Here is a 26558-nt window from a genome sequence, read left to right on the forward strand (position 1 = left end):
ACCCGCCTGCGTCCGGCCGGTGTGCCGTCCCTGTGATGCGCTGCCCGTGCGGTCAGAGACGCTCGGGTGTACGGATGCCCAGCAGCGCCATGCCCTGGTGGAGCGTGCGGCCCGTCAGGTCGACGAGGAAGAGGCGGTTCTCCACGACCTCGGGCGCGTTGTCGGCGCTGAGCACGTGGCACTGGTCGTAGAACGTCGTCAGGTGCGACGCCAGCTGGTACAGATACGCGGCCAGCTTGTGCGGCTCGTACGCCGACGCCACCTCCTCCAGCACCTCGCCGAACCGGTCCACGTGCAGACCGAGCGCCCGCTCGGCGGGCGCGAGCGGCAGCTCGGGGTGCGCGGCGGGACGCCGGTCGCCGGCGTTGCGCTTGATCGACTGGATACGGGCGTACGCGTACTGGAGGTAGACCGACGTGTCGCCGTTCAGCGACACCATCTGGTCCAGGTCGAACTTGTAGTCGCGCACCGCGGACGTCGACAGGTCGGCGTACTTCACCGCGCCGATGCCCACGTACCGGCCGTTCTCGACGATCTCCTGCTCGGTCAGGCCGACCTTCTCGGCCTTCTCCCGCACGACGGCCGTCGCCCGGTCGATCGCCTCGTCCAGCAGATCCACCAGCCGCACCGTCTCGCCCTCACGGGTCTTGAACGGCTTGCCGTCCTTGCCCAGGACCGTGCCGAAGGCGAGCTGGTGCGCCTTGACCTCGTCGTTCAGCCAGCCGGCCCGGCGCGCGGTCTCGAAGACCATCTTGAAGTGCAGGGACTGGCGGGCGTCCACGACGTACAGCAGGGTGTTCGCGTCGAGACCCTGCACGCGGTTGCGGATCGCCGAGAGGTCCGTCGCCGCGTAGCCGTAGCCGCCGTTGGACTTCTTCACGATCAGCGGCACCGGATTGCCGTCCGGGCCCTTCACGTCGTCGAAGAAGACACACAGCGCGCCCTCGGAGCGCACGGCGACGCCGGACTCCTCGAGGATGCGGCACGTCTCGTCGAGCATGTCGTTGTACCCCGACTCGCCGACGATGTCGGCGTCGCGGATCTCCATGTCGAGCTTCTCGAAGACCGAGTAGAAGTAGATCTTCGACTCGTCGACGAACCGCTGCCACAGCGCGAGGGTCTCCTCGTCGCCGGACTGGAGGTCCACCACCCGGCGCCTGGCCCGGTCCTTGAACTCCTCGTCGGAGTCGAACAGGGCGCGCGACGCCTTGTAGAGCCGGTTCAGATTGGACATCGCCTCCTCGCCGGAGACCTCCGGCGGGGCGTCGCCCTCCCGGTGGTCCAGCTCGTGCGGGTGCTCGATCAGATACTGGATGAGCATGCCGAACTGGGTGCCCCAGTCGCCGATGTGATGGCGCCGGACCACCTTCTCGCCCGTGAACTCCAGGATCTGCACCATGGCGTCGCCGATCACGGCGGACCGCAGATGGCCGACGTGCATCTCCTTCGCCACGTTCGGCTGGGCGTAGTCGATCACCGTGGTGCCCGCGTCCTTCGCGAAGGGCACGCCGAGGCGGTCGTCCGCGGCCCGGGCCGCCAGGGTCTCGACGATCGCCCGGTCGGTGACCGTGATGTTCAGGAAGCCGGGGCCGGACACCTCGATGTCCCCCAGCACGTCGCCGTCCCCGAGGGCGTCGACGACCTTGGCCGCCAGCTCACGCGGGTTGCCCTTGAGCTTCTTCGCGAGCGCCAGGATGCCGTTGGCCTGGAAGTCGGCCCGGTCGCTTCGTCGCAGCAGGGGGTCGGCGGAGCCGGCCTCCGGCAGGGCTGCCGAGAGGGCGTCCGCGAGGTGCTGCTGCACGGTCGAAGCGAGGGAAGGGACCGAGGCCATGAGCTTCCGTTCCGGTTGAGGTGTGCTGTCACTGAATGTTGCGGTGCTCAAGTATCCCACGGAGGGGCAAGTCGTTTCCCGGACGACCGGGCGGCGCACGGGCCCGAGAACCAGGCGGCGCACGGCCCGGCAACCGGGCGGCGCAGGGCCCGACCATCGGTGGCGCACGGGCGCGCCGGAGGAGCACCCTCCGTCTGGGAGAATGGCCGTGAGCTCAACCCAGCTTTCGAGAAAGAAGGACGTGCCGACCGTGGCTCAGAGCAGCACCGAGACCGACTGGGTCTCCCGTTTCGCGGACGAGGTCATCGCCGAGTCGGAGCGACGTGCGCCTGGCAAACCGGTCGTCGTCGCCTCCGGTCTGTCCCCGTCCGGCCCCATCCACCTGGGCAACCTCCGCGAGGTCATGACCCCGCACCTGGTCGCCGACGAGATCCGGCGGCGCGGGCACGAGGTCCGCCACCTGATCTCGTGGGACGACTACGACCGCTACCGCAAGGTGCCGGCCGGCATCGAGGGCATCGACGACTCCTGGGCCGAGCACATCGGCAAGCCGCTGACCTCGGTCCCCGCCCCCGCCGGCTCCGCCCACCCCAACTGGGCCGAGCACTTCAAGGCCGCGATGACCGCGGCCCTGGACGAGCTGGGCGTCGAGTACGACGGCATCAGCCAGACCGAGCAGTACACGACCGGCGTCTACCGCGAGCAGATCCTGCACGCGATGAAGCACCGCGCCGGCATCGACGCGATCCTCGACCAGTACCGCACCAAGAAGGCCCCCGCGAAGAAGTCGCAGAAGCCGGTCGACGCGGCCGAGCTCGAAGCGGCCGAGGGCTCCGGCGCGGCCGCCGAGGACGACGGCAGCGGCGGCGCGGGCGGGTACTACCCGTACAAGCCCTACTGCGGGCAGTGCGAGAAGGACCTGACCGCCGTCACCTCGTACGACGACGAGACCACCGAGCTGGCCTACGTCTGCACGGCGTGCGGCCACGGCGAGACCGTCCGGCTGAGCGAGTTCAACCGCGGCAAGCTGGTCTGGAAGGTCGACTGGCCGATGCGCTGGGCCTACGAAGGCGTGATCTTCGAGCCCAGCGGCGTCGACCACTCCTCGCCGGGCTCGTCCTTCGTCGTCGGCGGGCAGATCGTGCGCGAGGTCTTCGACGGCGTCCAGCCGATCGGCCCCATGTACGCCTTCGTCGGCATCAGCGGCATGGCCAAGATGTCGTCGTCGCGAGGCGGCGTACCCACCCCGGCCGACGCGCTGAAGATCATGGAGGCGCCGCTGCTGCGCTGGCTGTACGCGCGCCGCAAGCCCAACCAGTCCTTCAAGATCGCCTTCGACCAGGAGATCCAGCGGCTCTACGACGAGTGGGACAAGCTCGCCGCCAAGGTCGAGGACGGCACCGCCCTGCCGGCCGACGCCGCCGCGTACTCCCGCGCCGTCCGCACCGCCGCCGGCGAACTGCCGCGGACGCCGCGCCCGCTGCCGTACCGGACGCTCGCCTCGGTCGTCGACATCACCGGCGGCCACGACGAGCAGACGATCCGCATCCTCAGCGACCTCGACCCGGCGAACCCGCTGACCTCGCTCGACGAGGCCCGCCCGCGGCTCGACCGCGCCGAGAACTGGATCACCACGCAGGTCCCGGCCGACGCCCGGACCGTCGTCCGCTCCGAGCCCGACACCGAGCTGCTCGCCTCGCTCGACGACCAGGGGCGCGAGTCGCTGCGCCTGCTCCTCGAGGGACTGGACACGCACTGGTCGCTCGACGGGCTGACCACGCTCGTCTACGGCGTGCCGAAGGTGATGGCCGGCCTCGAGCCGGACGCCAAGCCGACGGCGGAACTGAAGGTCGCCCAGCGGTCCTTCTTCGCCCTGCTCTACCGGCTGCTCGTCAGCCGCGAGACCGGCCCACGGCTGCCGACGCTGCTCCTGGCGGTCGGCGCGGACCGGGTGCGGAAACTGCTCGGCGCCTGACGGCGACGGTTCTCCAGGAGGCCTGGGAGGGTCCTCACCCCGCGGGGTGAGGACCCTCCAACCGTTTCCGTGTCCTTCGGCCCACCCGGCGTACGGCCGCCGCTGCCGTCACGCGATGTGCAGCGGCATCAGCGTCTGCACCGGGGCCTTGCGCCGCCAGGACCGGCCGAAACGGGCCTGCAGCCGGGCCCGTTGAAGTGCTCTCCCGGCTTCAGCCGGGAAAGCACTTCAATCGTTGTCGTAGCCCGTATCGCCCGCGAGGCGCTCGATGTCTTCTCTCGCCCGCTCCATCTCGTCCGCGACGGCGTCGTCGGCGCTCTCGGCGAAGATCCGGTCGCGTTCCTTCACGGGAAGGCCCTGGCAGTGCGGCGGGAGGCTGGTGCTGAGCTCGGTGCCGTCCGCCACGGCGGCCTCCACCTGGGCGGTCGACTCCTCGCGGCACTTGGCCGCGTCCGGGCGGACGGGGCCGGTGTCGAGGAAGTAGAGGGCGAGGGCGAGGCCGAGGAGCAGGGCGACGGCCACCGCGCCCACGGACTTCGGGTGGGTTCGGACGGTCTGTGTCAGGGAGTGCATGGTGTCCTTGGTCGCTTCCGGTCACCTGGTGGGACTCGCGGCAGGCTGGGTTGCGGGGTCACGTCAAGGCGAGGAAAGAGCTCCAGTCGGCAGTCATGACGATCTTGACGTAGGGGTTGGTGTTGGTCTTGCTGGGGTGGTAGACCCGGATCTGGCCTGTCGTGGTCTCGCGGACCCACAGGTCGGGGATGCCGTCACCGCTCGTGTCGGGCAGGGAGATGACCTGATCGATGGCGTCCGCGGTCCAGCCCGTTCCGTAGAGCGTGTCGACACCTTCCCGGGAGTCGGCAGCGAGCGCGATGGACATCGGGTCGAGGCCGGACCCGCTGCTGTCGGGCTTGCCGTGCCGGATGTACATGTTGCCGTTGCCGGGATTGCGCCAGAGCAGGTCGGCGGTGCCGTCCAGGTCGATGTCCGCGAGGGAGACCAGGTCCCGGGCCGCCCAGGTGCTGCCGCCGAGGAGCAGTACCGCTTCACTGAAGGTGCCCGCCGTGTAGCCGCCGAGGAACCATAGCTGGCCGCCGTCGGTGACAACCATCAGATCGGGCTTGCCGTCGCCCGTCACGTCAGGGGTGGCGCGCATCTCGTCCCAGGTGGCGGGGTCGGGGGCGTTGTCGGGCAGGAGCACGCGGACGCGTTCGTCGACGTTGACGCCGCCGTAGCCGTCGCCCTGGTAGATCCAGAGCTTGCCGTCGGGGGTGCGGGCGAGGAGGTCGGTGAGGCCGTCGCCGGGGTAGTAGTCACCCCATTTCGAGATCAGGGCGTGCTTCTTCGACGTGGCGGTGGAGTCTGCGTCGTACCAGTGGTCTTTCTGGTTCTGGTCGCCCTTGCCGTTGTACGAGGCGACCATGCCGCCGTAGACCTCGCCGCCCTTTTCGGCGGGGTAGGTGTAGAGGGTGCCGTCGCTCTTGATGACGACCATGTCGGGGTGGACGTCACCAGTGACGTCGCCCGGGCCATCGGTGGAGCGCCCGGCGGGGACGAACGTGCGGATGGCGGAGCGCTCGGAACGATTGCCAACCGTGTCATAGGCGTATCCGTGCAGATACAGAGGGCCGGCTGTCGGGGCCTTGAGTGTGACGGTGATGGGCTGGCCCTTCGCGGCCCGGGTGACTGACTCGACGAGATGGCCTTGGACGGGGTCCCGGACGATGCGGAACGTCTGCCCCTCGGCGGTGTCGTCGAGGTAGATGTGCGTGTAGTTGATGGCGTTGAAGCCGATGGCGTAGTGGGTCGTGGAAGGGCCCGAGGCGAGGGTGACGGTGCCGGACGTGCCGTGCGGGGCGTCGACCGCCCAGTTGGTGCCGGCCGAGTTGGCCTGCGGGTAGTCCTCGGAGGTCATGGTCGGCGCCGCGGGGGAGGTGTTGTCCACCGTGAAGCGACACGGTTCGGATCCCGGCGGCCAGAACGTGGAGACGGCGCCCTCGGTGTCCTCGGCCCGTACATCCCAGGAGTAGGTCTTGCCGTCCGCGAGCTGCGTCGAGGCAACGGTGACGGAGGCGGTCTGGGTCTTGCTGCCGCCGGTGCCGGTGATGACCTTGTCAAGGATCTTCGTGCTGACGCCGGTCTCCCACAGGCGGAAGCGCAGGCCCTTGAGGTTGCTGTCGTAGTCGGTGGCCGTGGCCTTGAGTACGACATCGGTCAGCCCGATGACCTCCTCGCCGACGACGGTGTTGCACTCGCCGGGCGTGATGGAGCCGTTGACCGGCTCGTTGGGCTTCCGGTTGAAGCTGACCGTCAGAACGGCGCTGCTGGCGCTGTACTTGCGCCAGGTGTACGTGGAGGTCTCGGTGCTCGCGCGGAGCCCCAGGGTGAGCGAGCCCCACTTCTTGGTCGCGGCGTCCTGCGCCCCGGACTTGACGTTGTAGCTGACGTAGGCGTCGCTGCAGCCGTACGACTCGTTGCCGTGGGCGTAGGACTTGGCGTCCAACTCTCGGGCCCAGGAGGGCTGGTTGTTCCAGGTGGTGGAGGTCGAGATCCCGCCGGTCAGCCACAGCTCGATCTGCCGGGGTTCGGTACAGGACCAAGCGTGTGTGTTCTTGACCTTCCAGCTCGCCGACAGGACGGTCGAACCGTGGATGCTGCTGGAGATGCCCATCTTCCAGAACGATCTCGCCAGGCCGCCGTCCTGGGACTCGTAGCCGACCCGGGCCTCGCTCGTCCCGCCGGAGTAGTTGGTGCCGTTGTAGTAGTTGGCGTTGGGGTGGGGCTTGTACGCGATGGTCCAGCCCTTCTCCTGCAGCTCAAGGGTGGGGTCGATGAACACGGGGAAGCGGACCTTCCCGGCGTCGACCTTCTCGCCGGTCAGCAGGCCCGTCGCCGCCGCGTCGAGCTTGAGGGTGGCCCGCCCGGTTCCGCCGCCGTCCAAGGAAGCGGGCAGCACGGCACTCGCCGTTCCCGGCTCGGGTCCGGTCAGACCGGTCAGGGCGAAGGTGGTCTTGGCGGTCGTGGTGTCCGTGTACGGCTTGGCAGCCGGGTCCTCCGGGTTCTCCACGCCGGCCGAGTCCCAGGCGAGCGGGGTCGGGATCGCGCCGACGTAGGTGCCGTCGGCGGCGTCCGTGATGGTCACACCGCCGGTGGTGGTGTCGAGCGTGAACGCGGCGGTCTCGGAGCGCAGTCCGTAGGACACGGTCCGCAGGGCCTCCTGCCGGGCGGCCTGTTCGTTCTTGACGATGAGCAGCTGCCCGAAGCCGCCTTCCTCGCGCGCCACTAGGAGCAGGTCCACGCCAGGCAGCACCTCGCGGTACAGCGCCCGGTTGCGGTCGACCACGGGGTCGGGGAGTTCGCCCGGCCAGGTGTATGTGATCTTGTGGCCCGCGTAGGTGGCCGAGGCCAGGAACGACTCGCTCGGCACCGGCTGCTGTTCCACCGTGCGGGCGGCGGTGTGTGAACGCGCCGGTCGCCACAGCGCCGCGTGCACCGCGCCGTTGGAGCTGGGCGCCGTCCGTGACGTGTCCGCGGCCTTGGAACTGGTGCTCCGGCCCGCGGAACCGGTTGCCGCAGCCGTGAACTCCACCTGTCCAGCGGTGTTCTTCGGGCGCAGCCGGGTGCCGTCCTTGCTCCGCTGCAGGCCCGCGTCAACCGCGGCCCAGGTGCCGTCCGGCTGCTTCTCCCGGACGGGTGCGGCGTGTATTTCGCTGCGCCAGGTTCCGTCGGGCAGCGCGACGGTGCGGGAGGTCTGTGTGGTCTCCGCCTCCACGACGACCTCCCGCTGCTGTGTCTGCGCCTTCCGCATGGCTTCGTCGGCGGTCAGGGGACCGGAGGGCTTCGGAGCTGCCGAGGAAGAGGCCTCGTGTTGCCAAGGCGTCCAGACGACGAGCCCCGCCACCAGCGCAGCACAGAGCAGCGCGACGAAGGTGGCGATCCGGGCGCGTGTGCCCGCGAAGCGGCGGAGGACGGCGGATGGTTGGGCGGACACGGCGAGGGGCTCCCCAGAACGCGGCTAGCAAGGTGCCGGAGCGCCGCGGTCATGACGATCTCGTCGCCGACCTGGGCGTCTTCGGGCGCGGGCCCGCACAAGTTGCCTGGAGACATGGGTGTTTGTCGAGCCTTCCAGCTGCAATCGATTCGTGACCAGCGCGCTCTTCTTCACTCAGTGCGACGACCGATCTGTGCCCTTGAAGCCATGAGGGGCATATTTCTGTGCGCAGTATGGCTCTGATCTGCGGATTCACCGCTAATGCCAACTCTCGTAGCTTTACGGCGGATAGGGCATTGAAAATGCTGCGTGCAACTGTGCTCGACCTGTGATCGATAACTGTGTGTGAGCTGTGCGCCCTGCGTGGATTTCGTGAAGACTCCCGTGCTCGGCACGTGCATGACTTGTCTGCGTGCCCGATCTGTAGGTGTTCGCCGGCGCGCCCGAGCAGGGCGTGGGGTGGGGGAGTTGCGAGATGCGTCGTCGGGTGGGGCTGTCCTGGTCCGGACATGGACGGCTGGCCGAATCGGCCTCGGTGCGTGCGAGCCGTCGGCGACGGCGGACGGCGCTGGTGGTGCTGCTGTCGTCCGTGCTGACCATCACCTCGCTGAGCGGTACGGCCGTTGCGCTGCCCGGCCCCGACATGGACCGCAGCTCGAACTCGAACGTGGATCTGCCCGAGCCGGACAAGGCGTCCATCGTCGGACTCGACACCGAGGAACCGACCTCGCTCTCGCGTCCGGTCGATGTGCCCGTCGAGGAATACGTACCCGCCCATGTGCAGCCATGGCAGGCAGCGGCCGATCAGACGGCCGACCTGACCGGCGTCGCCGAGGGGCAGTCGGTGCCGGTCGGGACCACGCCGGTGCGGCTTGGTGTGCCCGAGGGGCAGGATCCGGCTGCCCTGGCGGGCACGTGGCAGGTCGACCTCGCCTCGGTGGACGCCTCCACGCAGGCGAACGTGCCGGGCATGCTGATGTCCGTGACCCCGCCGACCGGGGTGGACCCGGCCGCTTCGGTGGCGGTGGGGGTCGATCACACCGAGTTCGCCGACCTGTTCGGCACTCAGGCCGCCGACCGGTTCCGGCTCACCCTGCTCGAAGGCTGCTCCCTGCCGGACACCTCGACCCTGGACTGTCCAGCCGAAGAGGGTCTTTCCACGCAGACTGTTTCCGCTGACAAGGACGACCCCACCGCGACGCTCCTGGAGCTGCCGTCGAGTGTGGAGGTCACCCGGTCGGCCAAGGGCGCCCGCACAAGCGAGGCGGGAGCCAAGGAGAAGAAGCGGCAGCTGACCGGCGTGGTACCGGTCTCGATGCTCATCGCCGCCACCGGGCAGGCGGCAGGACAGCGGTCGGTCGGTCCGGACAAGGGGGAGAAGTCCCCGGAGCCCGGTGCGTCCGACGAGCGGGGGAAGACCGAGGAGCCGTCCTCGTCGGCCACACCTCAGGAGCCGCAGACGCCCGAGGAGTCATCGGGTCCGGAGGACACGAACACCCCGGATTCGAGCACATCCGCCTCGTATGGCGTGAAGCCCGCCTCGTTCACCTCGGCCAAGATGGCCGAGCCGCTGTCGAGCGCGTCGGCCGGAGTCCTCGGCGCGCTCGACATGGGTGCGTCCCAGAGTGGTGACTTCACCGCCACACCGCTGTCGTCCTCCGGCGACTGGGCGAGCGGATCGTCCTCGGGCGCCTTCACCTATGCGTACGACATCCAGCCGCCCGAGGTGCCCGGCGGCCTGATGCCGAACGTCAGTCTCGGCTACTCGTCGCAGACCGTGGACGGCCGTACCAGCGCCTCGAACAACCAGGCCTCCTGGATCGGCGACGGCTGGGACTACCAGCCGGGCTCGATCACCCGCCGCTATGTCAACTGCAAGCAGGACGCCAAGGCCAAATCCGGCGCCAACAACGCCGATCACCCCACGCACGACCTCTGCTACGGCTCGAACAACGCCACGATGACCCTGGGCGGCCAGACGGTCAGCCTCGTATGGGAATCGGGCAAGGGCTGGACCACGTCCTCCGGTGACGGCTCCAAGGTGGAGCTGCTCAAGAACACCTCGCTCGGCAACGGTGACGCGGACGGCGAGCACTGGAAGATCACCACCCGCGACGGCACCCAGTACTACTTCGGCCGCAACCGCCTCCCCGGCTGGAGCGAGGGCAAGCCCGAGACCGGCTCGGTCTTCACCGTGCCCGTCTTCGGCAACCACGCCGACGAGCCCTGCTACAAGGCCGGCGACTTCAAGAACTCCTTCTGCAATCAGGCCTGGCAGTGGAACCTCGACTACGTCGTGGACCCCTCAGGCAACGCCATGACCCTGTGGTGGCAGGCGGAGACCAACCGGTACGCGAAGGACTGGCAGTTCAAGAAGCCCGTCTCGTACGAGCGCGGCGGCTATCTGCGCCGCATCGACTACGGCCTGCGTTCCAACGCCCTCTTCGCCGAGGCCCCCGCCCGCGTCTTCTTCACCGTCGAGGAGCGCTGCTTCGCCGAAGGCTCCCTGGCCTGCACCGAAGCCAACTTCACCTCCAAGGACCCGGGCGACTACCGCATCTGGTACGACACCCCCGTATCGCTGCAGTGCAAGACGACCGGCGACTGCTGGAACGCCGCGCCCTCGTTCTTCACCCGCAAGCGCCTCGACAAGATCTCCACGTCCGCGCAGCGCACCCCCGGCTCCGGCCGCGCCACCGTCGACGTCTACCAGCTCAAGCAGTCCTTCCCGACGATGACGACCGGCACCAACACCGCCCTGTGGCTGGAGTCGATCCAGCGCACCGGCTACGGGACCGGCGGCGTCGCGGGCGGCAAGTACACGGCGCTCCCCCCGGTGACGTTCCAGGCCTCGCCGGATTACATGCCCAACCGCGTGCTGCGCGGCGCCGACGACCCGCGCCCCGGCTTCGCGCGCCAGCGCATCGGCCGGGTCGTCAACGAGTACGGCGGCGAGACCGCCGTCACGTACTCCAAGCCGACCGGTGCCTGCGCGAACGGCGAGGGCCTGCCCGCCCAGACGTCGAACAAGGGCCTGTGCTACCCGGTGGCCTGGCATCCGGACCCGTCGGTCGACGACGAGATCGACTGGTTCCACAAGTACGTCGTCACACAGGTCGAGGAACTCCCCGCGGTCTCCGGCGCGAGCGCGACCGCGACGGCGTACGAGTACGGCACACCGGCCTGGCAGCTCGCCGAGTCGGAGTTCTCCAAGAAGTCGGCGCGTACCTGGGCGAAGTTCGCGGGATTCGACACCGTCACCACCATCACCGGCGCCGACGACACGGCGACGTCGGCGAAGCGCACCAAGTCGATGACCCGCTTCTACCGCGGTCTCGGCACCGGCGTCACGGTCCAGGACATCGCGGGCGGCGACATCGGCCCCGACCACGAGGCGTTCGCCGGCCGCATCGCCGAACAGATCGACTACCCTTCGGCCACCGCGGATCCGAAGACGGGCTGGACCAGCCGCGTCATCACCACGCTCGCGGCGACCGAACTGGCGCGCCGCGTACTCGGCGACGGCCTGGAGGACCTCATCGCCTGGCGCGTCGTGGACACCGGCGACAAGTCCTGGACGAAGTCCTCGGGCACCGGCGACGACCCGAGCACGATGCGGATCGTCGCCTCCCACACCAGCTACAACGCCGACGGTCTGCCCACCCAGGTGGAGATGCTGGGCGACACCGGCAAGAGCGGCGACGAGTCGTGCACCCGGAACGAGTACGTCTCCAACACGGACAAGCACCTGATCGGCCTGACCAAGCAGATCCTCACGTCCCCGACCACCTGCGCGGCAGCCACCTTCGGCACGCTCACCTCGCTGACCGATGCGTCCCGCGTCACCTACGACGGCGGGGCCTACGGCGCCGCGCCGACACGTGGCCTGCCGACCGAGACGTGGACGCTCAAGGGCGACGGCTCCGGCTTCACCTCGAACGGCACCACCGGCTACGACGCGCTGGGCCGCACGGTCAAGACCACCCAGCCGGGCCAGACCGCATCCGCGACGATCACGTACGAGCCGGCCGGCGGCATGCCGTTCAAGGTGACCCAGACCAACGAACTCGGCCACACCTCCGTGCAGACGGTGGAGCCCGGCCGAGGCGCCGGCCTGACCACCACCGACGCCAACGGCCACACCAGCAGAGCCGTCTACGACGAGCTGGGCCGCGTCGTGGAGGCGTGGGGTCCGGGCCGTGATCCGTCCACCCACGAGGTCCCCGACCTGCAGGTCGAATACCGCCTGCAGGCGGGCGAGCCCACCGCCGTCATCTCCCGCACCCGCGCCCACGAGGACCGGGTGGAGACCTCGGTCACCCTCTTCGACGGCCTGGGCCGGGTACGGCAGACCCAGGAGCCCGCGACCGGCCAGGGCCGTCTGATCACCGACACCCTGTACAACGCCTCGGGCGAGGTGTGGAAGACCAACAACGCCTACCTCGCCGACGGCGAGCCCGAGCCGGTCCTGTTCTTCCCCGAGACGGCCGGCGAAGTACCGAACGCCACCCGCTACACGTACGACGGTTCGGGCCGCGTCCTGACGGAGACCCCCGTCCTGGGCGGCACGGACGCGGAAAGCCGCCGCTCCGTCTACGAGTACGGCCTCGACCACTCCACGGTCGTCAACCCGTACGGCACGGCCTCGTACCGGATGTGGACCGATGCCCTCGGGCGCACCAGCCGCGTCGACACGTTCACCGACCCCACCCGTACCGTCTTCGAGTCGATCCGCTTCACCTACGACTCCCGTGGTCAGCTGACCAAGGCGCAGCAGGACGACGGCACGGCCTGGTCGTGGAAGTACGACACCATCGGCCGCGTCGTGGAGGCCACCGACCCGGACACCGGCACCACCAAGTCGACCTACGACGACCTCAACCGGCCCGTCACCGCCACGGATTCCCGCGGCAAGACGGTCTGGACCGGGTACGACATCCTGTCCCGCCCGACCCTGACCCGCGAGAACTCCTCGGTGGGCAAGCTGCTCGGGGCGTACTCCTACGACCAGGCCGGCGGCGGCATCGGCATGCCGTACACGGCACTGCGCTACACCGACACCGGCGACGCCGCGCAGACGATGATCAGCGGCTACACCAGCGACTACCAGCCGACGGTTTCCTCGACCGCGCTGCCGAAGGACCTGGCCGACCAGTACGGCCTCGCCTACCGCTACACGTACGCGCAGACCTACACCGACACCGGACTGCCGCACTCCACCCGGCTGCCCGCGGTGGGCACGCTGCCCGCCGAAGAGGTCATCACCCGCTACAACGAGGAAGGCCTGGCCCAGTCGGTCTCCGGGCACGACTGGTACGGCTCGCAGACGCTCTACTCGCCGTACGGGCAGGTGCTGCGCTCCACCCTGGGCGACAACCCCTACCGGGTCTGGTCCACCGCTTCGTACGACGAGGCGTCGGGCGAGCTGACCAGCATGCAGACCTGGCGTGAGCAGGCTGGTGAGACCGGCGCGGCCACCGGCAACAAGGTCTCGGACACGTCCTACACCTACGACGCCGCGGGGAATGTCACCTCCGTCCGGCAGGGCGCCGCGGGCATCCGCGAACGCCAGTGCTTCCGCTACGACCCCGTCGGCCGCCTCAACGAGGCGTGGACGTCCGCCGACCAGACCGCCTGCAAGGCGGGTGGCGCGACCGCCGCCGCCGACGTGGCGAAGGGGGAGGACGGTTCGGGCTACTGGACCGACTACGCGTACGCCGGGCTGTCCGCGGAACGCACCTCGATGGTCGAGCACGACCTAACGGGTGACACGGCCAAGGACACGAGGACCACCTACGGCTACGGCGCGGGTGAGGCCGGACCGCACGCGCTGACCTCGCTGGTGCGTGACTACACGACCGAGGCGGGGGCGCAGGTCAAGCAGACGCTGCAGCGGATCTACGACCAGTCGGGCAACACGACACAGGTCACCGGCGACACCGGTGACGCCCAGACCCTGACCTGGACCTACGACGGTCTCCCGGAGACGGTCTCCGGACAGGGCACGAACGGCAAGACCGCCTACGTGACGCCCTCCGGCGCCTGCCTCGACCTGCAGACCGGCTGGGCGAAGAACGACCAGCCGCTGCAGACCTACCCGTGCAACAACACCCCGGCACAGAAGTTCAACTTCGTGCCCGACGACCCGACCGCTGACACCGACACCGGCAGCCTGCGGGTGCTGGGGGATTGGTGCGCCACCTCGACCGGAACTACAGCCGGCGCGGCGGTCGGTATCCGCTTGTGCGCGGGTACGGCGGACCAGAAGCTCGTACGCGACGGCGCGGGCCACTTCAAGCACGCCGCGTCCGGGCTGTGCCTGGCGGTCAAGGACGGTTCGACCGCAGCGGGCACCGATCTGGTGCTGGCCGCATGCGATGCGTCCTCTGTAGCCCAGTCCTTCACCGCACAGGCCGAGTCCCGCTACATCTACGCACCCGGCGGCGCACGACTGCTGACTCTGCGCGGCGACCAAGCCACCCTGCACCTCGGCGAGGCTGAGCTGTCGGTCAAGGCCGGCGGCGCGATGGTCGACGTCCAGCGCACTTATGCGGTGCCGGGTGGCAGCATCCTGCGCTCCGCGTATGGCAGTCACACCGCGGGCTCCTCACGTCTCGCCGCGATCACCTACGACCACCAGGGCAATCCCTACACCGAGGTGGCGCTTGAGTCGGGCATGGAGACCCGCATCCGCAAGACCGATCCGTTCGGCGGCGAGCGCTCCGCCGGCACGACCGCGCAGCGGTTGCAGACCCACCAGGGCTTCCTGGGCGCGACCCGCGACGACGACACCGGCTACACCATGCTCGGTGCGCGCCTGTACGACCCGGTGGCAGGCCGCTTCCTGTCCGCCGACCCCGTACTGGACCTGGCAGACCCGCTGCAGCGCGGCGGCTACGCCTACGCGCACAACAACCCGATCACCTTCAGCGACCCGACGGGCCTGTCCGTCTCCCTCTCCCAGAAGGAGATCGGGCTGGCACTGGCGGGTGCCGGACTCTCGCCGGCGATGGTGGCCGCGGCCAAGGGCGACCTCAACCGGTCCATGTCTTCCATCGTCATCTCCGCGGCCGGCGCCCTCCTGCAGGACTTCCTTGACCCGATCATGGGCTGCATCGGCGGCTCGATCTGGTCCTGCGCCGAAGTCGTCCTGGACCTGATCCCTTGGTACAAGGCCCTCTCCATGACCAAGAAGATCTACTCGGCGGTCAAGAGGGTCATGTCCGCGGTCAGCGCATGGCGTAAGGCCAAGGAGCGGGCGAAGAAGGTCATCGCCAAGGCCAACGCGGCCATCGACAAGGCGAAGCAGGCGAAGAAGAAGCGCGAGGAAGCGCGCAAGAAGGCTGCACAGAAGAAGAAACAGGCTGCGCAGAAGAAGCAGACAACCAGCAATCGCGCCTCCCACAGCGCCCGCAAGACCGGCAACGGAAAACAGAAGTCATCCCAGGCATCCGCCGCACCACGCTCCTCGGCCGCCAAGTCGTCGGGCGCAGGCAAGGGGAAGTCGTCCGGCGGGGGCAGTTCAGGTAAGGGCGGCTCCACCGGCGCCTCCTCCCGCTCCAACGGCGGCAGCAGCGGAGGCGGCTCCTGCCCCGTCAGCAACAGCTTCGTGCCGGGCACGAAGGTCCTGATGGCCGACGGCACCACCAAGCCGATCGAGCAGGTCAAGGGCGGCGACAAGGTCGTCGCGACCGACGAGAAGACGGGCGAGACCCGCGTCGAGACGGTCACGGCCGAGATCAAGGGCGAGGGCCTCAAGCACCTCGTCAAGGTCACGATCGACACCGACGGCACGTCCGGCCAGAGCACGGCCGAGGTCACCGCGACCGACGGCCACCCCTTCTGGGTGCCCGAACTCGGCAAGTGGATCGACGCCACCGACCTCAAGCCGGGCCAGTGGCTGCGCACCAGCGCCGGCACCTACGTCCAGGTCGCGGCGATCAAGCGCTGGACCAGCCCGGGCACAACGGTCCACAACCTGACCGTCTCGGACGCCCACACGTACTATGTGCTGGCGGGCAAGACTCCGGTTCTCGTTCACAACTGCGGAGTTACGCGTGGCGGAAACGAAAGCACTTACTCTATTTCGCATGATGCGAGTGGAAGTGGTGTGATTGCCGACCTTGATAGTGACGGCATTCTGACCATGATGATGCACAACAATCCCGACAAGGGCTCGCCGCTGCGGGGTAAGGCGATGTTCGACGAGGTCATGGGCCACTTCGGGGACCGAGTTCAGGGCGTCCAGGGGATCTGGGTGTACGGAGATAACCTTGGGGGCTTCAATGGAGCTGTCCGTGGTGGTGCGAGCCTTGTGTCGGCAGCCAAGGGAACCTGGACTGGAAGGCAAGCAGCCAGATATGGCTTCACTCGTGCGAGGATCGATGAAGCAGTTCCGAGGCTCGACGGGGACTTCCAGCAAGTCCTTGCCACATTCCGAAGATGAGGGAACTGATGGACGAGGAAATTGAACGATTGGCGTGCTTGGCCGTCGAGTACCACGGGATTGGGTGCAGCGTCGCAGAGATCACCGATCTCCTAATCGATAAGCATCCGGACTTGAGGTCGGCGCCGTTCCGGCTGGCCCAAGTTCTTCGATCGGCCTTCGGTCTTTCGGTTCATGACCTGCAATACGTCACGGCATGGGTGCAAGGTGAGATTTCACTGGAAACACTGGAGGAGCGCCTTCAGGCGACTCGGTAAGTCGGCCTCAGCTCATAACATGCTGTAGACATTTCGAGAGGCCCCACCGAATAGCTATTCGGTGGGGCCTCTCGGGCGTTTGACGGCAACGCTGACGGCAACGTCAGCGGACGACGGCCGCGGCGGGTGGGTCGCCGTCGGTCGGGCCAAGGACATTGCCCAAGGCGTCGACGGCTTGGCGCTGGAGGCGGAGTCGTACGTGGGCGTAGACGGTGGCGGTGACGCCGATGTGGGCGTGGCCGAGGAGTTCCTTGATCACGACGAGTTCGACGCCGTGTTCCAGGAGGAGGGTGGCGGTGGAGTGCCGGAGGTCGTGGAAGCGGATGCGGCGGAGGCCGGCCTTGCGGAGGAGCGTGATGAAGGCGCGGGTGAGGTTGGTCGGGTCGATCGGTCGGCCCTGCGCGGTCGTGAACACGTTCCCGTCGTCTGGCCATGTGGTGCCTGCTGGCTGCCCAGGCCTCGGTCCTACGTTTCGCTCATGCCGCACGGAGTCGGCATTCCGGCGCATGCAGTAGAATTCGGGTTCGGCCTGGATCCAGATGGTTTCGAGCCTCTTGATGTGAAATTGATACACCGGCCCTACGGGTTCCTGCAAGATGGGGACGAAGTGGTCGGTCAGGAAGGCCGTGTGTGGGCCTTTTCCGCTCCCTGGAAATGGACGGCGTTCGACGAGGGGCCGGGTGAGAGTCCGGAGTGGCCGCTGCGGTTGATCTTCCGGGGCGGCAAGGAGGCGGAAGCTCAAGACCTTGAGGAGATTGCTGGAGCGACAATTTCCGGCAGCCACAGCGGTGAGATCGCCAAGTGGATGGAGTGTGCTGGGCTTGACGCCAAGCCTGAGCTCCCGCCTTTGGTATTCACGTAGAGCGTCCAGGTCTCGTAGCGCGGGGTCACGTCTGACGGCTGCGGTCTCCAGGGATTCCGGGAGGGTCCTCACCCACGGGGGTGGGGCCCTCCTCCCGCATCCGCGCCCTTCGGCCCACCTGGCGTCCGGATACGCCGTCCTCGCCGTGGCGGGCCCGGTGCTCGCCGCTGTGCGCCGAGGCGGACACGAAACGGGCCTGAGCCCGGTATCGAGTGCTGAGCCACGCGTGGCGGTCCTACGCGATGTGGTCTTCCATCAGCTCACCGTTGAGACGGGCCGCGAACTGGTCCATGTACTGGTTCAGTTCGCGGGACTGGAGGCGCAGTCCGTAGGCGGCCTCGACGTTCCCGGCGAAGGCGCCGGGCGTCGGCATGCCCTCGCCCTCTATCGAGTGCCGGAACACCTGGTACAGCTCGTCGTCCGACGGTGCCGCTTCCTTCACGCCCTCACCCAGTGGCCGCGTGCCGCCTGCTCCGTTCGGCACCTGGAACTGGTGCTCCGGCGTTTGGGACCGCGGCTCCGGAGCCCGGAGCTCAGCCGGCGCCGGCGGCTCGGGCTCCGCCTCGTGTGGCTGCAGCACCGGGATCTGCTGCGGCTGCTCGTCGTACCAAGGCTGGTGCTCATGCAGAGGTTCGTACGCGGGGGGTTCGTAATTCGGGTCGTACTCGCCCTGGTAGTGCCCCTTCCGTGGCGTGGCGAACCACTGGCTAGGCACTTCCTCGGCAACCGCCACCGGCTCCCCGGCCGGGGTGGCCCGGGACTCCAGTTCCTGCGCCGGGGCCGGCGGCAGCAGCACCGGCTCGATGCCCGCGGCGGCCAGGCCGGCCGGGGCCGTGTCAGCCAGCGGCACGCCGAACTTCGCGAGCCGCAGCGGCATCAGCGCCTCCACCGGGGCCTTGCGCCGCCAGGACCGTCCGAAACGGGCCTGCAGCCGGGCCTGGTAGATCAGCCGGTCCTGCTCCAGCTTGATCACCTGCTCGTAGCTGCGCAGCTCCCACAGCTTCATCCGCCGCCACAGCTTGAACGTCGGCACGGGCGAGAGCAGCCAGCGGGTGAGGCGCACGCCCTCCATGTGCTTGTCGGCCGTGATGTCGGCGATCCGGCCCACCGCGTGCCGGGCCGCCTCGACGGAGACCACGAACAGGATCGGGATCACCGCGTGCATCCCGACGCCGAGCGGGTCGGGCCACGCCGCGGCGCCGTTGAACGCGATCGTCGCGAACGTCAGCAGCCACGCCGTCTGACGCAGCAGCGGAAACGGTATTCGCATCCACGTCAGCAGCAGGTCCAGCGCCAGCAGGACGCAGATGCCCGCGTCGATACCGATGGGGAAGACGACGGAGAAGGCGCCGAAGCCCTTCTGTTCGGCGAGCTCGCGCACCGCGGCGTACGACCCCGCGAAGCCGATCGCGGCGATGACCAGCGCGCCCGCGACCACCACGCCGATGAGTATCCGGTGCGTACGTGTCAGCTGCATCGCGGCCACCCGCGACCCTCCCCAATTCCTGAACCGGGTCCTGTAACCAGGTTCTGAACCGGATCCCGGACGGCATTCCGTGCGGTGTGTCGTACGGCATTCCGTACGGCCCCTTACGGCCCCGTACGGCAGACCGAACCGGAACCTGGGCCGGACACCCGAACCGGCGGGCACAGCCTGGCACATGCCGCCGGAGCCGTACCCTCCGGGCTCCCGGCGTTACGAACTTGTGTACTACTCGTCCTACTTGTTGGCGGTCGCGACCGAGGCCACGGCCTCCTTCGCGGCCTTGGCGGCGCCCTTAGTGATGTCGGACGTCGAAGGGTTCTTCGCGCCGGCGTAACCCGTGCCGTTGTACGTGAGCGTGACCACACCGTTCTCGGTGCGGGCCACGACCGTCGCGTACGTGAAGTCCTCGCCCGTCTTGCGCAGCTTGTACGTGACCGTCGTCGCCTCCTCACCGATGCCCGCGGCCGGCGAGGTCTTGACGTCCTTGGCCCCCTCGGTGGCCTCGGCCTTCGCGATCTCCTTGCCGTACGACTCCTCGGCGCGCTGCTCGGCGCTCACCGCGAGGGAAGCGTCGGACTCGTAGCGGAGGAACGAGACATCGAGCCAGCGGTACTGCGAACCCTTCACGCCGTTGTCGTCCAGGCCGTTCCAGGAGCAGCTGCCGCGCCGTGAGATGTCCGACGACTTGCCTTCCGTGCCGCTCTTGGACTTGGCGCCGGGGACCAGGTCCTCGATCGTCTTCCTGCCGATCGAGGAGCACGGCTCCGGCAGCTTGCTGAACTTGGCGGGAGCGACGGCCGGGGACTTCGTCGCCTCGGGAGTGGCAGAGGCGGACGCGGAGGAGTCCTTGGACTTGCTGTCGGAGTCCGACGAGCAGCCTGCGACGACGAGCATCACCGGGACGGCGGCGCAGGCGAGTATGCGAGTGAGTCGCGGGGCTGAACGGTGCATGGTTCCTTCAGTCAGTCAGTCAGTCAGTCAGTCGTTCGGTCAGTCAGTCGGTGAGTCGATCGTCCGGTCACGCTGTCGGCTGCCGCTCCGGCGCTCGGGGCGGCGCTCGGTACGGCGACGCCACGATGCCCGGTACGGCGAGGCCACCGTACGCGGACGCGCCGCCGCGGTGGGCCGGACCGCCGAACGCGGACGGGCGGGCGGACGGCCGCCGAGCCGTTCACTCGTCGAACTGCTCCGCCAGCTTCCTGGCCAGACTCTGCGCCTTTTCCTGCAGTTCCTTGCTGTCGGGGACCCCGGTCGACAGGGCCGGCTGCTCGCCGTAGACCACGGTGACGATCACGTTCGATGTGCGGAACACCACGCTCACGGTGCGGCGCTGCGCCGTGGAACCGGCACGGCCGAGCACATCGTCGATGAACGCGGCGTCGCCGAGCCCGTCCAGCATCCGGGGCTCGAGGCCCGTCGTGGCGGGAGCCCCAGAGGACCGGTCGCCGGACGCGGAGGAAGCCGCGGCACCGGCCGCCGTGTCGGTCGAGGCGCCGGGCCGCGCGGTGCCGTCCGTCTCGCCGCCGCCCGCAGGACTCATGGTGGCCGACGGCGAACCGTCGTCCTCCTCGGCCGTCTCGGACTCCCCGTCGGAGGGCTCCCTGGGGAGCGCGGACGCGATCGGGGCGGAGGCGGCCGCCTGCTTGGTCGCGAAGACCTCCCGCGCCCGGTCGTCGTCGCTGACGGCCGGGTCGTACGAGACGACCCGCTCGAAGTCGACCCGGAGCTTGTGCGAGGCGTTCGGGGAGTCGCCCTGCCAGCTGCAGGCGACCCGCCGGTCCGTGTCGTAGGTGACGCCCGCGGTGCCGCGCAGCGCCTTCAGCTGCTGCTCCTCGGGGAGCGTCGCCGTGCCCGGCAGCAGGTCCCTGAGGGTGGCACGCTCGACGGACCCGCACGGCTCGAGGAGCGTGCGGTACTTGCCCGGGGCCGCCGCCGGGGCCGCCGCCCCCTCGGCCTTGGCGTCGATGTCGGAGCCCTTGGCGCCGGCGCCGGCGGTGCAGCCGGTGACGAGCGCCGTGAGCAGCGCCGCCACGCAGGGGACGTACGCCTTTCGTTGCACGCTCGGGCTCCTTTCGCTGTCTGTTCCGCGGCTGCTCCGTGCTGCTGTCGGGGCGAAAACTGGTTGCCGCCCGACGGAGGCCGATGGACACAATGTCTATCGCACACGCTGCCGTCGCCGCCGGTCTGTCGACCGTTTCGCAGGCATTGGCCGCGTCATTTGCGTTTCATTCAGCCTCGGGGGAATCGAGTAGTTATGTCTTATGTGGAGATGCCGGGCGCCAAGGTCCCGATCCGTATGTGGGCCGACCCGACGACGGTCGAGGACGTCGCGATGCGGCAGCTGCAGAACGTGGCCACGCTGCCGTGGATCAAGGGCCTCGCCGTCATGCCGGACGTGCACTACGGCAAGGGCGCCACGGTCGGCTCCGTCATCGCGATGCACGGAGCGGTCTGCCCGGCGGCCGTCGGTGTGGACATCGGCTGCGGCATGTCCGCGGTAAAGACGTCCCTGACCGCGAACGACCTGCCGGGAGACCTCTCCCGGCTCCGTTCCCGGATCGAGCAGGCCATCCCGGTGGGGCGTGGCATGCACGACGAGATGGTGGACCCGGGGAAGGTGTTCGGCCTGCCCGCGGGCGGCTGGGACGACCTCTGGGACCGCTTCGACACGGTCGCGGACGCGGTCAAGTTCCGCAGGGAGCGGGCGACGAAGCAGATGGGTTCGCTGGGCTCGGGCAACCACTTCGTAGAAGTTTGTGTCGATACCTCCGATGCTGTCTGGCTCATGCTGCACTCCGGTTCCCGCAACATCGGCAAGGAGCTCGCCGAGTACCACATCGGTGAGGCGCAGAAGCTGCCGCACAATCAGGGCCTCGTCGACCGGGACCTCGCGGTCTTCGTCTCCGACACCCCGCAGATGGCCGCCTACCGCAACGACCTCTTCTGGGCGCAGGAGTACGCGAAGACCAACCGCGCCGTCATGATGGGGCTCCTCAAGGAAGTGGTCCGCAAGGAGTTCAGGAAGGCCAAGGTCACCTTCGAGCGGGAGATCAGCTGCCACCACAACTACGTGGCGGAGGAGCGGTACGAGGGCATGGACCTCCTGGTCACCCGCAAGGGCGCGATCCGCGCCGGCAGCGGCGACTTCGGGATCATCCCGGGTTCGATGGGCACCGGCTCCTACATCGTGAAGGGCCTCGGGAACGAGGCGTCCTTCAACTCCGCGTCGCACGGAGCGGGCCGCAGGATGAGCCGCAACGCGGCGAAGCGGCGCTTCTCCGCCCGGGACCTGGAGGAGCAGACGCGGGGTGTGGAGTGCCGTAAGGACTCGGGCGTGGTGGACGAGATTCCCGGTGCGTACAAGTCGATCGAGCAGGTCATCGACCAGCAGCGGGATCTGGTGGAAGTGGTCGCGAAGCTGAAGCAGGTCGTCTGCGTGAAGGGCTGAGGTGTTGAGGCGCTGACGCACGGCTGTGCGCCGCTCTCTCGGTGGGCCCCGGACCGGTCCGGTCCGGGGCTTCACGTTCCCGGCCTTATACGCCCGGCGCGGCGAGGGACTTGTGGAAGAACGTGGTGGGGCGGAGCGTGCCCGAAGGGTCGGCGGCGTAGTCGGAGACGGTGCCGAGCGGGGTCCAGCCGGCGGAGCGGTACAGGTGCTCGGCGGCGCTGCCGGTCTGGGTGTCCAGCATCAGCAGGGTGCGGCCTCCGGCGCGGGCGGACTCCTCCGCAGTGGTCAGGAGCCGGCGGGCGATGCCGCGGCCCCGGGCGGCGCGGTGGACCAGGAGCTTGGCTATCTCGGCGCGGTGGCGGCCGTTGGGCGAGGTCTCGCATCTGAGCTGGACGGTGCCCATAAGGCGCTCGCCGTCGTGGGCGGCCCAGAGGATCACGCGGTCGCCGGTGAGGTCGGGCGCCAGAGACGTCCACCAGGCGGTGGCCTGCTCGGAGGTGAGGGACGCCGTGAAGCCCACGGACGCTCCGTCGTCCACGGCGTCGAGGAGGAGCGCGGCGAGACCCGGTGCGGCGGCGGGCAGGTCCGCGGCCGTGAGGCGGGTGAGGGTGAGGTCGTCGGTCATCACAGGTCCCTGTGCACCTTCGAGTTGGACGCCTGGGCCCGGGGGCGGACGACGAGGAGGTCGATGTTCACGTGGGGCGGGCGGGTGACGGCCCAGGTGATGGTGTCGGCCACGTCGTCGGCGGTGAGCGGCTCGGCCACGCCCGCGTAGACCTTGGCGGCCTTGTCGGTGTCGCCCCGGAAGCGGGTGGTGGCGAACTCGTCCGTCTTGACCATGCCGGGGGCGACCTCGATCACGCGGACCGGGGTGCCCACGATCTCCAGGCGGAGGGTCTCGGCGAGGACGTGTTCGCCGTGCTTGGCCGCGACGTAGCCGCCGCCGCCTTCGTAGGTGCTGAGGCCGGCGGTGGAGGAGAGGATCACGACCGTGCCGTCCCCGCTCGCGGTGAGAGCGGGGAGCAGCGCCTGGGTGACGTTGAGCGTGCCGATGACGTTGACCTCGTACATGCGGCGCCAGTCGGCGGGGTCGCCGGTGGCGACCGGGTCGGCGCCGAGGGCGCCGCCCGCGTTGTTCACGAGGACGTCGCAGCGGTCGAGGGACGCGGCGAAGGAGTCGACGGCCACGCGGTCGGTCACGTCGAGCGCGTACGCCGTGGCCCGGTGGCCGGTGGCGGTGAGTTCGGCGGCGAGGGCCTCTATGCGGTCCTTGCGGCGGGCGGTGAGGACGACGTGGTGACCGGCGGCGGCCAGTTGCCGTCCGGTGGCCGCGCCGATGCCGCTGCTCGCTCCGGTGACGACGGCGACGGGGTGCTCGGCGGTGCTCATTCCTCAGCTCCTTGTGCGGATGATCGATGGTGATCGACGTGACGCCAGAATAGATCGGGGGGACGCGCCGGAACTGACCGACAATCACACTTAATTCCGGGTGAACCGGTATCTTCTGGCTATGTCTGTGATGCGTAGGGTGCTGCCGGCCGGGGCCGCGGCGGTGTTGTTGTTGACCGGGTCGGGCGCGGCGAGCGCCGGTGGCGGTGTCGGCGGTGGTGCCGTCGCTCCGGAGTCGGACGTGGCGCACCACGGCCATGTCTCGCTGAGCGACGGGCGGCTCAGGGTCTCGCTGACGACTCGCAACCATGGGCCGTCCGATCTGCAGGACGTGACCGTACGGCTCTCGCTGTCGGCGGCCCCGGCCGGTGCTCCGCGGTTGCCGCGCGCATGTCTGCGCGTGGGCGAGCGGGACGTGCTCTGCGCCATGGGGCCGCTGCGGGCGGACGGTCTCGGCAGCAGGCTCCGCCTTGACCTGCCGGTGGCGGGTTCCCCGCAGGAGGTCGTCGTACGGGTCGGCACGGTCTGGAACGGCGGCGCGAGCGACCGGAATCCGGAGAACAACGAGCACGAGGTCCTGGCTCCGGCCACCGGCGACCGGTACGTCTTCTGACGTCCCGCTCCGTGGCGGGCGGGGCCGGTCACCGTGACCTCCCGTGGTCGGCGGCCCAGGCGATGTAGCCGTCGGGGCGGACGAGTAGGGCGGTGCGCCGGTCCGTCGTCCAGTGGGCCCGGACCACGGGCCCGGGAGCGGCGGGGGCATCGGGTGCGTCGGACGCCGGGCCGGAGGGTCCCACAAGAACGAAGGCGCCCTCGCGCAGCAGCTCGTAGAGCCGTCCGTCCGCGAGTCGCAGGTCGGGGGCGCGCCGGCCGGTGAGCCGGTGGGAGCCGCGCGGCCCGCCGTACGAGATGCCGATGCCCGAGACCATGCCCATCGCCTTGGCGGCGGCAGGCGGGACCGAGTTCAGAAAGCCGGCGGCGAGTGAGCGGGCCGCGCGCTGGAGCGGGCTGTGCGCCATGGCCAGGCGCACGAGGGCGCCGCTGCTGCGCAGGACCGCCGCGCCGACCGGGTGGCGCTCCGACTCGTAGGTGTCGAGCAGGGTTTCGGGGTCGGGGGTGCGGCCCTGGATCGCGGAGACGAGTTTCCAGGAGAGGTTCGCCGCGTCCTGGAGGCCCGTGTTCATGCCCTGGCCGCCCGCGGGGGAATGGGCATGAGCGGCGTCACCGGCGAGGAAGACGCGACCCTTGCGGTACGCCGGGGCCTGGCGCTCGTCGCTGTGGAAGCGCGAGATCCAGCGGGCGTCGTGCATGCCGAAGTCGGTGCCGAGGGCTCGGCGGGCGATCTCGCGCACTTCGTCGAGGTCGACGGGCTCGCTGTCGGGCACCTGGCGGCTGCGGTTCCAGCCCATGACCCGGTACCAGCCGTCGCCGAAGGGGGCGATGAAGGCGAAGGCGTCCCCGACGCCGTTGACCGTGAGGAGGTCCGCGGGCTCTTCGGTGAGCTTCACATCCGCGAGCACGATGGACCTGATCACGGAGACGCCGGGGAAGGGCAGGCCGATCGCCTTGCGCACGGTGCTGCGCACGCCGTCGGTCCCGACCGCGTACCGCGCGCGGAGGGTGGTGTGTGCGCCGGTCGCGTCCTGGACCCGGGCGGTGACGGAGGCGCCGGACTGGTCCAGGCCCGTGAGCTCCGTCCCGTACCGGAAGACGGCGCCGGCGGCGAGGGCGCGGCGCTCCAGGAGCTTCTCCACCTCGTACTGCGGGGTGATGAGGAGGAACGGGAAGCGGGAGGGCAGCCTCGACAGGTCGAGGGACAGGCGCCGGAACATCCGCAGGCCGGTGATCGCGGTGCCCGTCTCCACCAGCTCGTCGGCCAGGCCGCGGGCGTCGAGGAGCTCCAGGGTGCGGGCGTGCACGCCGAAGGCGCGGGTGATGTTGCTCGTCTCGTGCGGGCGGCGCTCCAGGACCGTGACGCCGACGCCCGCGGAGGCGAGATCTCCCGCGAGCAGCATGCCGGTGGGTCCGGCGCCGACGACGACCACGTCGGTGTCGAAGGCCGGCTCCGACGCCGGGCGGGGGACGTCGGGGTCCGTGCTTCCGGTGCTGGGCGTGCCGGTCATGGCTGCCTCCTCGATCCGGGCGCTGGAAAGCCGCGCCATTGGTCAACGGTTGTTGGTCAACGCTTGTTGGCAAATGTAGACCCGGCAGATCTGGCATGTCAACGGTTGTTGGCCTACAGTTGTTGGCATGACGACGGAAGCACCGACGGGGCCACGCCGCTCCGATGCCACGCGGGCCGCGATCCTCGAAGCGGCCCGCGAGCGCTTCGCGGCCGACGGGTACGAGCGCGCCACCATCCGCGCCATCGCCCGGGACGCGGGGATCGACCCCTCGATGGTCATGCGCTACTACGGGAACAAGGAGGGGCTCTTCGCCGCCGCTTCCGAGTTCGACCTGCGGCTCCCGGAGTTCGGCGCCCTCCCCGTACGGCACGCCGGTGCCGTCCTGGTCACCCATTTCCTCGACCGCTGGGAGCAGGACGACGTGCTGATGGCGCTGCTGCGCGCGGCCGTCACCCACGACGCCGCCGCGGAGCGCGCCCGCGCCATCTTCCGCGACCAACTGGGGCCCATAGCTCTGGCCATGTGCCCTGATCCCGTGGAGGCGCCGCGGCGGGCCGCGCTCATCGCCTCACAGATACTCGGCATGGCGATGGCGCGCTATGTGCTGCGGCTGCCGCCGGCCGTCGAGATGACGCGTGAGGAGGTCGTCGGCTGGCTCGCTCCGACGGTGCAGCGCTATCTGACGGGAGAGGGGCCTGGGGGTTCGGCGGGGGAGTAGTCCGCAGGGGCGTCGGGGGAGGGGCCGGT

The 26558-nt window shown here is 69.4% G+C and carries 15 protein-coding genes and 1 pseudogene; 6 read left to right on the forward strand and 10 right to left on the reverse strand.

Annotated elements, in window-relative coordinates; translation table 11 throughout:
• Nucleotides 1-52 precede the first annotated feature (52 nt).
• Complete coding sequence (argS, locus tag ACFYOP_RS28320) at nt 53-1831, reverse strand: arginine--tRNA ligase (RefSeq protein ID WP_356897605.1); 1779 nt, start codon at nt 1829-1831, stop codon at nt 53-55.
• Between the two features lie 241 nt (nt 1832-2072).
• On the opposite strand from argS, the gene lysS reads away from it, so the two are divergent.
• Nucleotides 2073-3806: a lysine--tRNA ligase gene (lysS, locus tag ACFYOP_RS28325; RefSeq protein ID WP_356897689.1), complete on the forward strand. Its 1734-nt coding sequence runs from the start codon at nt 2073-2075 to the stop codon at nt 3804-3806.
• A gap of 228 nt (nt 3807-4034) precedes the next feature.
• On the opposite strand, the gene ACFYOP_RS28330 is transcribed toward lysS, so the two are convergent.
• Together ACFYOP_RS28330 and ACFYOP_RS28335 are read right to left on the reverse strand one after the other, a co-directional pair.
• Complete coding sequence (locus tag ACFYOP_RS28330) at nt 4035-4379, reverse strand: hypothetical protein (protein ID WP_356897606.1); 345 nt, start codon at nt 4377-4379, stop codon at nt 4035-4037.
• Between the two features lie 58 nt (nt 4380-4437).
• Nucleotides 4438-7797, reverse strand: a complete 3360-nt coding sequence (locus tag ACFYOP_RS28335; protein ID WP_356897607.1) for an FG-GAP-like repeat-containing protein — start codon at nt 7795-7797, stop codon at nt 4438-4440.
• Between the two features lie 475 nt (nt 7798-8272).
• Between ACFYOP_RS28335 and ACFYOP_RS28340 the strand changes: the two genes are divergently transcribed.
• Nucleotides 8273-16243 carry a polymorphic toxin-type HINT domain-containing protein gene (locus ACFYOP_RS28340; protein WP_356897608.1) on the forward strand — a complete coding sequence of 2657 codons (7971 nt, stop codon included), beginning with the start codon at nt 8273-8275 and terminating at the stop codon, nt 16241-16243.
• A gap of 360 nt (nt 16244-16603) precedes the next feature.
• Here the strand turns inward: ACFYOP_RS28340 and ACFYOP_RS28345 are convergent.
• A pseudogene (locus ACFYOP_RS28345) lies at nt 16604-16951 on the reverse strand (tyrosine-type recombinase/integrase); the annotation flags it as partial.
• A 27-nt stretch (nt 16952-16978) separates the two neighbouring features.
• Here ACFYOP_RS28345 and ACFYOP_RS28350 point away from each other — a divergent pair.
• On the forward strand, nt 16979-17362 hold the full coding sequence (locus ACFYOP_RS28350; protein ID WP_356897609.1) for a hypothetical protein: 384 nt from the start codon (nt 16979-16981) through the stop codon (nt 17360-17362).
• A gap of 235 nt (nt 17363-17597) precedes the next feature.
• On the opposite strand, the gene ACFYOP_RS28355 is transcribed toward ACFYOP_RS28350, so the two are convergent.
• The 3 genes from ACFYOP_RS28355 to ACFYOP_RS28365 form a co-directional block, all read right to left on the reverse strand.
• Nucleotides 17598-18839, reverse strand: a complete 1242-nt coding sequence (locus ACFYOP_RS28355) for a DUF2637 domain-containing protein (RefSeq protein WP_356897610.1) — start codon at nt 18837-18839, stop codon at nt 17598-17600.
• Between the two features lie 243 nt (nt 18840-19082).
• Nucleotides 19083-19799, reverse strand: coding sequence for a DUF3558 domain-containing protein (locus ACFYOP_RS28360; protein WP_356897611.1), 717 nt, complete (start codon nt 19797-19799; stop codon nt 19083-19085).
• A 220-nt stretch (nt 19800-20019) separates the two neighbouring features.
• Nucleotides 20020-20907, reverse strand: a complete 888-nt coding sequence (locus tag ACFYOP_RS28365; protein ID WP_356897612.1) for a DUF3558 domain-containing protein — start codon at nt 20905-20907, stop codon at nt 20020-20022.
• A gap of 195 nt (nt 20908-21102) precedes the next feature.
• Between ACFYOP_RS28365 and ACFYOP_RS28370 the strand changes: the two genes are divergently transcribed.
• On the forward strand, nt 21103-22296 hold the full coding sequence (locus ACFYOP_RS28370; RefSeq protein WP_356897613.1) for an RtcB family protein: 1194 nt from the start codon (nt 21103-21105) through the stop codon (nt 22294-22296).
• Between the two features lie 85 nt (nt 22297-22381).
• Here ACFYOP_RS28370 and ACFYOP_RS28375 read toward each other — a convergent pair whose 3' ends face one another.
• Both ACFYOP_RS28375 and ACFYOP_RS28380 read right to left on the reverse strand, forming a co-directional pair.
• Nucleotides 22382-22921: a GNAT family N-acetyltransferase gene (locus ACFYOP_RS28375; protein ID WP_356897614.1), complete on the reverse strand. Its 540-nt coding sequence runs from the start codon at nt 22919-22921 to the stop codon at nt 22382-22384.
• Nucleotides 22921-23685, reverse strand: a complete 765-nt coding sequence (locus tag ACFYOP_RS28380; protein ID WP_356897615.1) for an SDR family oxidoreductase — start codon at nt 23683-23685, stop codon at nt 22921-22923. Before ACFYOP_RS28380 ends, ACFYOP_RS28375 begins: the two co-directional genes overlap by 1 nt.
• Before the next feature lie 121 nt (nt 23686-23806).
• On the opposite strand from ACFYOP_RS28380, the gene ACFYOP_RS28385 reads away from it, so the two are divergent.
• Nucleotides 23807-24298: a hypothetical protein gene (locus ACFYOP_RS28385; RefSeq protein ID WP_356897616.1), complete on the forward strand. Its 492-nt coding sequence runs from the start codon at nt 23807-23809 to the stop codon at nt 24296-24298.
• 28 nt (nt 24299-24326) lie between these two features.
• Here the strand turns inward: ACFYOP_RS28385 and ACFYOP_RS28390 are convergent, their stop codons facing one another.
• Nucleotides 24327-25808, reverse strand: coding sequence for an FAD-dependent monooxygenase (locus ACFYOP_RS28390; protein WP_356897617.1), 1482 nt, complete (start codon nt 25806-25808; stop codon nt 24327-24329).
• A 127-nt stretch (nt 25809-25935) separates the two neighbouring features.
• Here ACFYOP_RS28390 and ACFYOP_RS28395 point away from each other — a divergent pair, with 127 nt between their 5' ends.
• Complete coding sequence (locus tag ACFYOP_RS28395) at nt 25936-26529, forward strand: TetR family transcriptional regulator (RefSeq protein ID WP_356897618.1); 594 nt, start codon at nt 25936-25938, stop codon at nt 26527-26529.
• The last annotated feature ends 29 nt before the right edge of the window (nt 26530-26558 follow it).

It is taken from the genome of Streptomyces sp. NPDC006294 (genome assembly GCF_042870895.1).
GTDB lineage: Bacteria > Actinomycetota > Actinomycetes > Streptomycetales > Streptomycetaceae > Streptomyces.

Excerpts from the sequence above, each read along its gene's own strand:
- ACFYOP_RS28385 (WP_356897616.1), top strand. The coding sequence starts at position 23,807 with ATGTCTGTGATGCGTAGGGTGCTGCCGGCCGGGGCCGCGGCGGTGTTG.
- argS (WP_356897605.1), bottom strand. The coding sequence starts at position 1,831 with ATGGCCTCGGTCCCTTCCCTCGCTTCGACCGTGCAGCAGCACCTCGCG.
- ACFYOP_RS28380 (WP_356897615.1), bottom strand. The coding sequence starts at position 23,685 with ATGAGCACCGCCGAGCACCCCGTCGCCGTCGTCACCGGAGCGAGCAGC.
- ACFYOP_RS28360 (WP_356897611.1), bottom strand. The coding sequence starts at position 19,799 with ATGCACCGTTCAGCCCCGCGACTCACTCGCATACTCGCCTGCGCCGCC.
- ACFYOP_RS28395 (WP_356897618.1), top strand. The coding sequence starts at position 25,936 with ATGACGACGGAAGCACCGACGGGGCCACGCCGCTCCGATGCCACGCGG.
- ACFYOP_RS28340 (WP_356897608.1), top strand. The coding sequence starts at position 8,273 with ATGCGTCGTCGGGTGGGGCTGTCCTGGTCCGGACATGGACGGCTGGCC.
- ACFYOP_RS28390 (WP_356897617.1), bottom strand. The coding sequence starts at position 25,808 with ATGACCGGCACGCCCAGCACCGGAAGCACGGACCCCGACGTCCCCCGC.
- ACFYOP_RS28350 (WP_356897609.1), top strand. The coding sequence starts at position 16,979 with ATGCCGCACGGAGTCGGCATTCCGGCGCATGCAGTAGAATTCGGGTTC.
- ACFYOP_RS28370 (WP_356897613.1), top strand. The coding sequence starts at position 21,103 with ATGTCTTATGTGGAGATGCCGGGCGCCAAGGTCCCGATCCGTATGTGG.
- ACFYOP_RS28375 (WP_356897614.1), bottom strand. The coding sequence starts at position 22,921 with ATGACCGACGACCTCACCCTCACCCGCCTCACGGCCGCGGACCTGCCC.
- ACFYOP_RS28330 (WP_356897606.1), bottom strand. The coding sequence starts at position 4,379 with ATGCACTCCCTGACACAGACCGTCCGAACCCACCCGAAGTCCGTGGGC.
- ACFYOP_RS28355 (WP_356897610.1), bottom strand. The coding sequence starts at position 18,839 with ATGCAGCTGACACGTACGCACCGGATACTCATCGGCGTGGTGGTCGCG.